This window comes from Leclercia sp. GLN_9 (assembly GCF_043105735.1).
GTDB lineage: Bacteria > Pseudomonadota > Gammaproteobacteria > Enterobacterales > Enterobacteriaceae > Enterobacter > Enterobacter adecarboxylatus.
In genome coordinates this window covers 390808-399598 of sequence record NZ_JBICLV010000026.1, presented here as the reverse complement: position 1 = coordinate 399598, position 8791 = coordinate 390808, and the positions used below count along the sequence as shown (strand labels likewise).

Here is an 8791-nt window from a genome sequence, read left to right as displayed (position 1 = left end):
GCGGTGACAAGCGGAAAAAGACAATTTTATTTCAACCGCTCACCTTTTGGCCATAACGCCTATTTTTGCTGCTTTTTGATGGTTTCCGGCAGTGCTGCAAGGCTATTAATCACCCAATCCGCTGCATTTTCTGCTTCTGGCGTAACGGGTTTGCCGGTACGCACCAGAATTTTATGACCGACACCTGCTGCGACAGCTGCCTGCATATCTTCCAGTTTGTCGCCCACCATATATGAAGCGCTCATATCTATATGAAGGAACTCTTGTGCCGAGATGAGCATGCCCGGATGCGGTTTACGGCAATCACAGGTCTGACGATATTCGTCCACGGTTCCTTGCGGGTGATGAGGACAATAATAGATACCGTCCAGGTCGACGCCACGATCGGCCAATGACCAGTCCATCCATTCAGTTAATGTCTCAAACTGTGCTTCGGTGAATTTACCGCGCGCGATACCTGACTGGTTGGTGACGACCACCAGCGCAAAACCCATCTCTTTTAATTCACGCATGGCATCAATAACGCCATCGATGAATTCAAATTCGTCTATCTCATGCACGTAGCCATGATCAACATTAATAGTGCCGTCACGATCGAGAAAAATTGCGGGTACTGATTTTGCCACCGGTTTGCTCCTGAAAAGGGATGTCCGGTTAGTATCTCATGAATCACCGCGCAATAAAGTGCTCATCACGCAGAGTTGGATTGATTTAGACGTCTGGATGCCTTAACATCCATTTTGTTGACGGTCATCGCCCGTATAAGGCAGCAGAAAATGCCACGGCTAACTTACATACGATAAAAATAATCTAATGATTAAACTTTCGAATATCACCAAAGTGTTCCAGCAAGGGAACCGAACCATTCAGGCGTTGAACAACGTTAGCCTGCATGTTCCGGCTGGACAGATTTATGGCGTCATTGGTGCCTCCGGTGCAGGTAAAAGTACGCTCATCCGTTGCGTTAACCTGCTCGAACGCCCGACTAAAGGTCAGGTTCAGGTTGATGGCCAGGAGCTGACAACCCTTTCCGAAACGGATTTAACCAAAGCTCGCCGCCAGATTGGCATGATCTTCCAGCACTTTAACCTGCTCTCCTCCCGCACCGTATTTGGTAACGTCGCCTTGCCGCTGGAGCTGGACAATACGCCAAAAGACGAAATCAAACGTCGCGTTACCGAGCTACTGGATCTGGTCGGTCTGAGCGATAAGCATGATATCTACCCTGCCAACTTATCCGGCGGGCAAAAACAGCGCGTGGCCATTGCACGTGCGCTGGCAAGCAATCCAAAAGTGTTGCTCTGTGACGAAGCCACCAGCGCCCTGGATCCTGCAACTACCCGCTCGATTCTGGAACTATTAAAAGACATTAACCGACGCCTGGGACTGACCATCCTCCTTATTACGCATGAGATGGACGTGGTTAAGCGTATTTGCGACTGCGTGGCGGTGATCAGTCAGGGTGAACTGATTGAGCAAGACAGCGTGAGCGAGGTGTTCTCGCATCCAAAAACCCCGCTGGCGCAGCAGTTTATTCAGGCCACATTACATCTGGATATCCCGGAAGATTATCAGGCGCGTTTAAAAAGCTCTCCAACAACCGACAGCGTGCCGATGCTGCGAATGGAATTTACGGGCAAATCAGTGGATGCCCCACTGCTGTCTGAAACCGCCCGTCGTTTCAACGTGAACAACAATATTATTAGCGCGCAGATGGATTACGCCGGTGGCGTGAAGTTCGGCATCATGCTGACCGAAATGCATGGCACGCAACAGGATACCCAGGCCGCTATCGCCTGGCTGCAAGAGCATCATGTAAAAGTAGAGGTACTGGGTTATGTCTGAGGCAATGATGTGGTTGCTGGCACGCGGCGTATGGGAAACGCTGGCGATGACCTTCGTATCCGGCTTTTTCGGCTTTGTCATTGGTCTGCCGGTGGGCGTACTGCTGTATGTCACCCGCCCGGGTCAAATTATCGAGAACGCAAAACTCTATCGCACGCTCTCTGCGCTGGTGAACATCTTCCGTTCTATTCCCTTCATTATTCTGTTGGTGTGGATGATTCCCTTCACCCGCGTTATTGTTGGAACTTCCATCGGCCTGCAGGCGGCTATCGTTCCTCTGACCGTAGGCGCGGCACCTTTTATCGCCCGTATGGTTGAGAACGCATTGTTAGAGATCCCGTCAGGTCTGATTGAAGCGTCACGCGCCATGGGTGCAACGCCGATGCAGATCGTTCGCAAAATCTTACTGCCAGAAGCCCTGCCGGGTCTGGTGAATGCGGCAACCATCACGCTGATTACTCTGGTGGGTTACTCTGCGATGGGCGGCGCTGTCGGTGCAGGCGGTCTGGGTCAGATCGGTTATCAGTACGGCTACATTGGCTACAATGCCACTGTTATGAATACCGTGCTGGTCCTGCTGGTTGTACTGGTTTATCTCATTCAATTCTCAGGCGATCGCATCGTCCGGGCAGTTACGCACAAATAACGTTACACAATACAAACTCGACGAGTTAAGGATAAGAACATGGCGTTTAAATTGAAGACCTTTGCTGCGGTAGGCGCGCTGATCGGTTCTCTGGCACTGGTAGGCTGCGGCCAGGATGAAAAAGATCCAAATCACATCAAAGTGGGCGTTATCGTCGGTGCAGAGCAGCAGGTTGCAGAGACGGCAGCCAAAGTGGCGAAAGAGAAGTATGGCCTCGACGTCGAGCTTGTAACTTTCAACGATTACGTTCTGCCGAACGAAGCGCTGAGCAAAGGCGATATCGACGCTAATGCCTTCCAGCACAAACCGTACCTGGATCAGCAGATCAAAGATCGCGGCTACAAGCTGGTTGCGGCAGGGAATACCTTCGTTTATCCAATCGCGGGCTACTCCAAGAAAATTAAATCGTTAGAAGAGCTGCAGGACGGTTCTCAGGTTGCGGTACCGAACGATCCAACTAACCTCGGTCGTTCCCTGCTGCTGCTGCAGAAAGTGGGCCTGATTACGCTGAAAGACGGTGTTGGCCTGCTGCCGACCGTTCTGGACGTTACCGGCAATCCAAAGAACCTGAAAATTGTTGAGCTGGAAGCACCACAGCTGCCACGTTCTCTGGACGATGCGCAGATTGCCCTGGCGGTTATCAACACGACTTACGCCAGCCAGATCAACCTGACGCCAGCCAAAGACGGTATCTTCGTTGAAGACAAAGATTCCCCGTACGTGAACCTGATCGTAACCCGTGAAGATAATAAAGACGCGGAGAACGTGAAGAAATTCGTACAGGCTTACCAGTCTGATGAAGTTTACCAGGAAGCCAACAAAGTCTTTAACGGCGGAGCAGTTAAAGGCTGGTAATCTGACCTTTGTGTAATATCATTCATGACGGGCGAAAGCCCGTCTTGTCATTTATGCAGGCAACTGATTCAATAACTGACGATTTGATTATTCATAGAGGAAATATTATGCGTGCTTTACCGATCTGTCTTTTAGCACTGATGCTGAGCGGCTGTTCTATGCTAAGCAGATCTCCTGTTGAACCTGTTAAAAGCACAGCAACCCCGCCAAAAGTGGAGCCTGAAAAACCAAAAGCGCCACGCCCTGCGCCAGTCAAAATCTATACCAGCGCTGAAGCGTTAATCGGTAAACCGTTCCGCGATCTGGGTGAAGTCTCCGGCGAATCTTGCCAGGCCAGCAATCAGGACTCTCCGCCGAATATCCCAACGGCACGTAAACGCATGCAGATCAATGCCTCAAAAATGAAGGCCAATGCGGTTCTGCTGCACAGCTGCGAAGTCACCAGCGGCACGCCAGGCTGCTACCGCCAGGCTGTTTGCGTAGGTACTGCTCTTAACGTCTCGGCAAAATGAGTGTGTTCCAGTTCGAGCAGATAGGCGTTATCCGCTCTCCTTATAAAGAGAAGTTTGCCGTACCCCGTCAGCCTGGGCTGGTAAAAAGCGGTGGCGGCGAACTTCACTTGCTCGCGCCGTATAATCAGGCCGATGCCGTGCGCGGACTGGAAGCCTTTAGCCACCTGTGGGTGCTGTTTATCTTTCATCAGACCATGGCTGGCGGCTGGCGGCCAACCGTGCGCCCGCCTCGTCTCGGCGGTAATGCCAGGATGGGGGTATTTGCCACGCGCTCGACCTTCCGCCCAAACCCCGTCGGTATGTCGCTCGTTGAACTGAAAGGCATCCGCTGTCAAAAAGACCAGGTGATCCTCGAACTGGGCAGTCTGGATCTGGTCGACGGCACGCCGGTAGTGGATATCAAACCCTATCTGCCCTTTGCCGAAGCCTTGCCGGATGCGCGTGCCAGCTATGCCCAGCAGGCCCCTCAGGCGGATATGCCGGTGTACTTTACCGACGAGCTGGTTCACACGTTAATCCAACTGGAAAAGCGTTACCCTCGCCTACGGGATTTTATCGTCGAGGTGCTGGCGCAAGATCCTCGCCCAGCCTATCGCAAGGAAGAAGAGGCCGGGAAAAGTTACGCCGTCTTGTTGCTGGACTTCAATGTTCGCTGGCGCGTTACGGCGGCGGGCTTTGAAGTGTTTGCCCTCGAGCCGCAGTAATTTTATTCTCTTCTCTTTTGGCATCATTGCCACACTGGTAAACTAAACCACTTTTTTTGTGTCAGGCTGCCCTGTCAGCCTGTTCCAATCGTCGAAATGGAACCGTAACAACATGCGTACTAGCCAATATCTGCTCTCCACACTGAAGGAGACACCTGCCGACGCCGAAGTTATCAGCCATCAGCTGATGCTGCGCGCCGGGATGATCCGCAAGCTGGCCTCCGGGTTGTATACCTGGCTGCCGACCGGCCTGCGCGTCCTGAGAAAAGTCGAGAACATCGTGCGTGAAGAGATGGATAACGCCGGTGCCATTGAGGTGTCCATGCCCGTGGTTCAGCCCGCAGACCTGTGGGCGGAGAGCGGTCGTTGGGAGCAGTACGGCCCGGAATTACTGCGCTTTGTTGACCGCGGCGAGCGCCCATTTGTTCTGGGTCCAACGCATGAAGAAGTGATCACCGACCTGATCCGTAACGAGCTCAGCTCTTACAAACAGCTGCCGCTGAATTTCTATCAGATCCAGACCAAATTCCGTGACGAAGTACGCCCGCGTTTTGGCGTGATGCGTTCCCGTGAATTCCTGATGAAGGATGCGTACTCCTTCCATACCTCACAGGAATCACTGCAAGAGACCTATGACAAGATGTACGACGCGTACAGCAAAATCTTCACCCGTATGGGTCTGGATTTCCGTGCTGTACAGGCCGATACCGGTTCCATCGGCGGTAGCGCATCCCATGAATTCCAGGTGCTGGCGCAGAGCGGCGAAGATGATGTGATCTTCTCTGACACCTCTGATTACGCGGCTAACATTGAGTTTGCTGAAGCCCTGGCACCCGCTACGCCACGCGCGGCAGCCACTGAAGCGATGACGCTGGTTGATACGCCGAACGCCAAAACCATTGCTGAGCTGGTTGAGCAGTTCAATCTGCCGGTTGAAAAAACCGTTAAGACGCTGCTGGTGAAAGCGGTTGAAGGCAGCAGCTACCCGCTGGTTGCCCTGCTGGTGCGTGGCGATCACGAACTGAACGAAGTTAAGGCAGAAAAACTGCCACAGGTTGCCAGCCCACTGACCTTCGCGACCGAAGCAGAAATCCGCGCGGTGGTGAATGCCGGTCCAGGCTCTCTCGGCCCGGTCAATATGCCGATCCCGGTAGTGATTGACCGTACCGTTGCGGCAATGAGCGATTTCTCTGCCGGTGCCAACGTTGATGGTAAACACTTCTTCGGCATCAACTGGGATCGCGACGTAGCGACCCCGGAAGTGGCTGACATTCGTAATGTGGTCGCAGGCGATCCAAGCCCGGATGGCCAGGGCGTGCTGCAGATCAAACGCGGTATCGAAGTGGGCCACATCTTCCAGCTGGGCAACAAGTATTCCCAGGCACTGAACGCATCCGTACAGGGCGAAGATGGCCGTAACCAGATCCTGACCATGGGTTGCTATGGTATCGGGGTAACGCGCGTGGTTGCCGCTGCAATTGAGCAGAACCACGACGAACGCGGTATCGTCTGGCCGGACAACATTGCACCGTTCCAGGTAGCAATCCTGCCGATGAACATGCATAAGTCTTATCGCGTCCAGGAGTTGGCCGAGAAGCTGTATAGCGAGCTGCGTGCGCAGGGTATCGAAGTGCTGATGGACGATCGTAAAGAGCGTCCGGGCGTGATGTTTGCCGATATGGAACTGATCGGTATTCCACACACTGTGATTATCGGTGATCGTAACCTCGACAATGACGAAATTGAGTACAAATACCGTCGTAACGGCGAGAAACAGATGATCAAGACCGATGAGGTGCTTGATTACCTGGTGAAAGCCATCAAGGCATAAGCCACAAAAAACCCCGCTTCGGCGGGGTTTTTTATTTCAGTTATTTGCTGTCGCAATTCTTACCGGCTTCAAACCTGGCGTCGCGGTCCGGCACCAGCGTTTTGATTTTTTCCCCGCTGTCCGGGTTAGCTTGCAGCGTAAAGTGACCGTCAACCGTGAGCAGCACCGGTTTAGTATCATTCCCACGCGCTGCTGCGTAATCCCGCTCCAGCTGAGCGTTATTTGCCACACTCACCTTTTTGCCGGTGGCACAGTCGGTGAAGATCGCTGCATCAGCCATATAGAAATACATGCCACGCATCGCCATTGGTGTCGCCGGCAGCGCGGCGGTTATGGGTGCCAGCGTGTAGTTAAACTGTGACACGATGGGGTTGCCCTGCATGTCGAGCATCTCCAGCCCTTCGCCTTTGGCACGGAAATAACGCTTTTCGCCCGCCGTATCGGTCAGCACCAGCTTATCGGCAGTTCTGGCCCATGTACCATAGCTGGCAAAGGTGGAAGGGGCTTTGGCGCCCTGATAGTGCTGGTTCATTACCCAGGTGCCATCTTTTTCCAGAAACAGCGAGGTTTCGATACCCTCGCAATCAGCGCAAGGCAAGACACCGCGCCAGCTCTGCTGCATGGGTTTTAACGCCTCTGCCTGTGTCGGTTCCAGCACTTCCATCTCAGCACGGTTATGACACCCCATCAGGACGAACAGCGCGCTTGCTGCCACCACGGAAAATATCGCTGATTTCACTTTTTATTCCTTATCGTATCTCAACTGTCGCCCGTTAATCCTGAGGACGGCGAACTTTGCCACGCAGCGCCTTGACGGATGATTTCTGTGACTTAGACGCCAGGCGGCGCTCTTTCGAGGCGCGGGTCGGACGGGTCGCCCGACGGCTTTTTTGCACTGCCGTGAGTTCCTGAATCACCGCCACCAGCCGGGCCAGCGCCGCTTCCCGGTTCATCTCCTGGCTGCGGTACTCCTGGGCTTTGATAATAATCACCCCTTCACTGGTGATCAGATGGTGGCTGGCGGCCAGCAGACGTTCTTTATAGTACTCTGGCAGGCTGGATGCCCGAATGTCAAAGCGCAGATGAATAGCCGTTGAGGTTTTATTCACATGCTGGCCCCCCGCTCCCTGAGCGCGGATCGCGGTGATCTCAACGTCATTATCAGGGAGGCTGACCGTTCGGGACACAACAATCATGAGCGGGACTGCCAGGCTACAAGATGAATTTCCAGATTATTCTCAGCATCCGATAACCAGATGGCACCATCCTGAATCGTCGCCTGTAGGATCATGGTTCGCCCGGCAAACGCACTCAGCTTAGCCAACTGTTCATCATCCAGATACCAGACAGACAGGTTATTGAATTGCGAGCATTTGTTCTTGTTCTGCTGCCACCAGATCTCCGCGGCGCGGCTGTTATAGGTGAAGAGCGCCACTTCGGCAGACTGGGTACAGGCTTTCTTAATACGGCGCTCGTCCGGCAGGCCAAGCTCAATCCACAGATCGATACCCATATGGTCGTTGCGCAGCCAGGCTTCTGGCTCCTCTTCCGCGCTTAAGCCGCGGGTAAACTGCAGTCGCTCGTTGGCATACTTAATCCATGCCAGCAGACGCAGCATCATGCGCTCCTGAGTTTCAGAGGGATGACGCGCCAGCGTTAATGTCGCATCCAGAAACTGATTGCGGTCTAAATCCGCCACATTGACCGCGGCTTTGTAAATTGTCGCTTTAAGCGCCATGAGAGAACTCCTTTCGAATCAGGTGCGCATTGTAGCGAAATCTCTGCCAAAAGGCTGTTACAGGCTCGCGAATGTCTGCTATATCAACCTGCTGATATTGCTTAAATGAGTATGGTATAGTCACCTTGCTAAACCGGGTTAATGCTCGTAGGCTTAATTGTATCTCACAGTAAAGTCAGTGCGCTGGCAGGAGGGGATGTGAATAATTATTGTGAGCTAATTCGCAAACGGTATGCGGAAATTGCCAGCGGCGATCTGGGGTATGTCCCCGATGCGTTGGGCTGTGTATTGAAAGTTCTGAATGAAATAGCGTCGGATGACACGCTTTCAGAATCGGTCAGAGAAAAGGCAGCCTATGCTGCTGCGAATTTACTGGTGAGCGATTATGTCAATGAATGAAACTTATCAACCCATCAACTGTGATGACTATGACAACCTCGAACTCGCCTGCCAGCATCATTTGGTTCTGACGCTGACGTTAAAAGATGGCGAAGTCCTGAAGGCAAAGGCGAACGATCTGGTATCCCGTAAAAATGTGGAGTACCTGGTGGTCGAGGACGGCGGCGCAACGCGTGAACTCCGTCTCGATAAAATCGCCAGCTTCAGTCATCCCGAAATCGGCACCGTCGTGGTGAGCGAGTCCTGATCCTTTGTAACGGG

12 protein-coding genes are annotated in these 8791 nt (G+C 53.0%); 8 read left to right on the top strand and 4 right to left on the bottom strand.

Annotated features, from left to right (window positions below):
- Nucleotides 1–59 precede the first annotated feature (59 nt).
- The gene (gene gmhB, locus ACF8PE_RS18615; protein ID WP_032616648.1) at nt 60–626 is read right to left on the bottom strand and encodes a D-glycero-beta-D-manno-heptose 1,7-bisphosphate 7-phosphatase; all 567 of its coding nucleotides are present in this window, start codon (nt 624–626) and stop codon (nt 60–62) included.
- A 187-nt stretch (nt 627–813) separates the two neighbouring features.
- On the opposite strand from gmhB, the gene metN reads away from it, so the two are divergent.
- The 6 genes from metN to proS all read left to right on the top strand — a co-directional run bounded on the left by metN (nt 814) and on the right by proS (nt 6393).
- Nucleotides 814–1845 carry a methionine ABC transporter ATP-binding protein MetN gene (gene metN / locus ACF8PE_RS18610; protein ID WP_059308690.1) on the top strand — a complete coding sequence of 344 codons (1032 nt, stop codon included), beginning with the start codon at nt 814–816 and terminating at the stop codon, nt 1843–1845.
- On the top strand, nt 1838–2491 hold the full coding sequence (locus ACF8PE_RS18605; RefSeq protein ID WP_032616645.1) for a methionine ABC transporter permease MetI: 654 nt from the start codon (nt 1838–1840) through the stop codon (nt 2489–2491). Before metN ends, ACF8PE_RS18605 begins: the two co-directional genes overlap by 8 nt.
- 39 nt (nt 2492–2530) lie before the next feature.
- Nucleotides 2531–3346: a methionine ABC transporter substrate-binding lipoprotein MetQ gene (metQ, locus tag ACF8PE_RS18600; protein ID WP_032616644.1), complete on the top strand. Its 816-nt coding sequence runs from the start codon at nt 2531–2533 to the stop codon at nt 3344–3346.
- Between the two features lie 107 nt (nt 3347–3453).
- A complete protein-coding gene (gene rcsF / locus ACF8PE_RS18595) occupies nt 3454–3858 on the top strand; it encodes an Rcs stress response system protein RcsF (RefSeq protein WP_032616643.1) in 405 nt (134 codons plus the stop codon).
- Nucleotides 3855–4562, top strand: a complete 708-nt coding sequence (tsaA, locus tag ACF8PE_RS18590) for a tRNA (N6-threonylcarbamoyladenosine(37)-N6)-methyltransferase TrmO (protein ID WP_059308691.1) — start codon at nt 3855–3857, stop codon at nt 4560–4562. The genes rcsF and tsaA overlap by 4 nt, the downstream gene beginning before the upstream one ends.
- 112 nt (nt 4563–4674) lie before the next feature.
- Complete coding sequence (proS, locus tag ACF8PE_RS18585; protein ID WP_392495159.1) at nt 4675–6393, top strand: proline--tRNA ligase; 1719 nt, start codon at nt 4675–4677, stop codon at nt 6391–6393.
- Between the two features lie 40 nt (nt 6394–6433).
- Here proS and nlpE read toward each other — a convergent pair whose 3' ends face one another.
- The 3 genes from nlpE to ACF8PE_RS18570 are packed head-to-tail and all read right to left on the bottom strand — an operon-like array spanning nt 6434 to nt 8131.
- Nucleotides 6434–7132, bottom strand: coding sequence for an envelope stress response activation lipoprotein NlpE (gene nlpE / locus ACF8PE_RS18580; protein ID WP_032616640.1), 699 nt, complete (start codon nt 7130–7132; stop codon nt 6434–6436).
- Between the two features lie 34 nt (nt 7133–7166).
- Nucleotides 7167–7589 (bottom strand): alternative ribosome rescue aminoacyl-tRNA hydrolase ArfB, encoded by a 423-nt coding sequence (arfB, locus tag ACF8PE_RS18575; protein ID WP_077227187.1) that lies wholly within the window; start codon nt 7587–7589, stop codon nt 7167–7169.
- Entirely contained in the window at nt 7586–8131 is a 546-nt protein-coding gene (locus ACF8PE_RS18570; RefSeq protein ID WP_032616636.1) for a YaeQ family protein, read from the bottom strand. Before ACF8PE_RS18570 ends, arfB begins: the two co-directional genes overlap by 4 nt.
- Nucleotides 8132–8329: 198 nt before the next feature.
- Between ACF8PE_RS18570 and ACF8PE_RS18565 the strand changes: the two genes are divergently transcribed.
- On the top strand, nt 8330–8530 hold the full coding sequence (locus ACF8PE_RS18565) for a YaeP family protein (RefSeq protein ID WP_032616635.1): 201 nt from the start codon (nt 8330–8332) through the stop codon (nt 8528–8530).
- Complete coding sequence (gene rof, locus ACF8PE_RS18560) at nt 8517–8777, top strand: Rho-binding antiterminator (RefSeq protein ID WP_032616633.1); 261 nt, start codon at nt 8517–8519, stop codon at nt 8775–8777. The genes ACF8PE_RS18565 and rof overlap by 14 nt, the downstream gene beginning before the upstream one ends.
- The last annotated feature ends 14 nt before the right edge of the window (nt 8778–8791 follow it).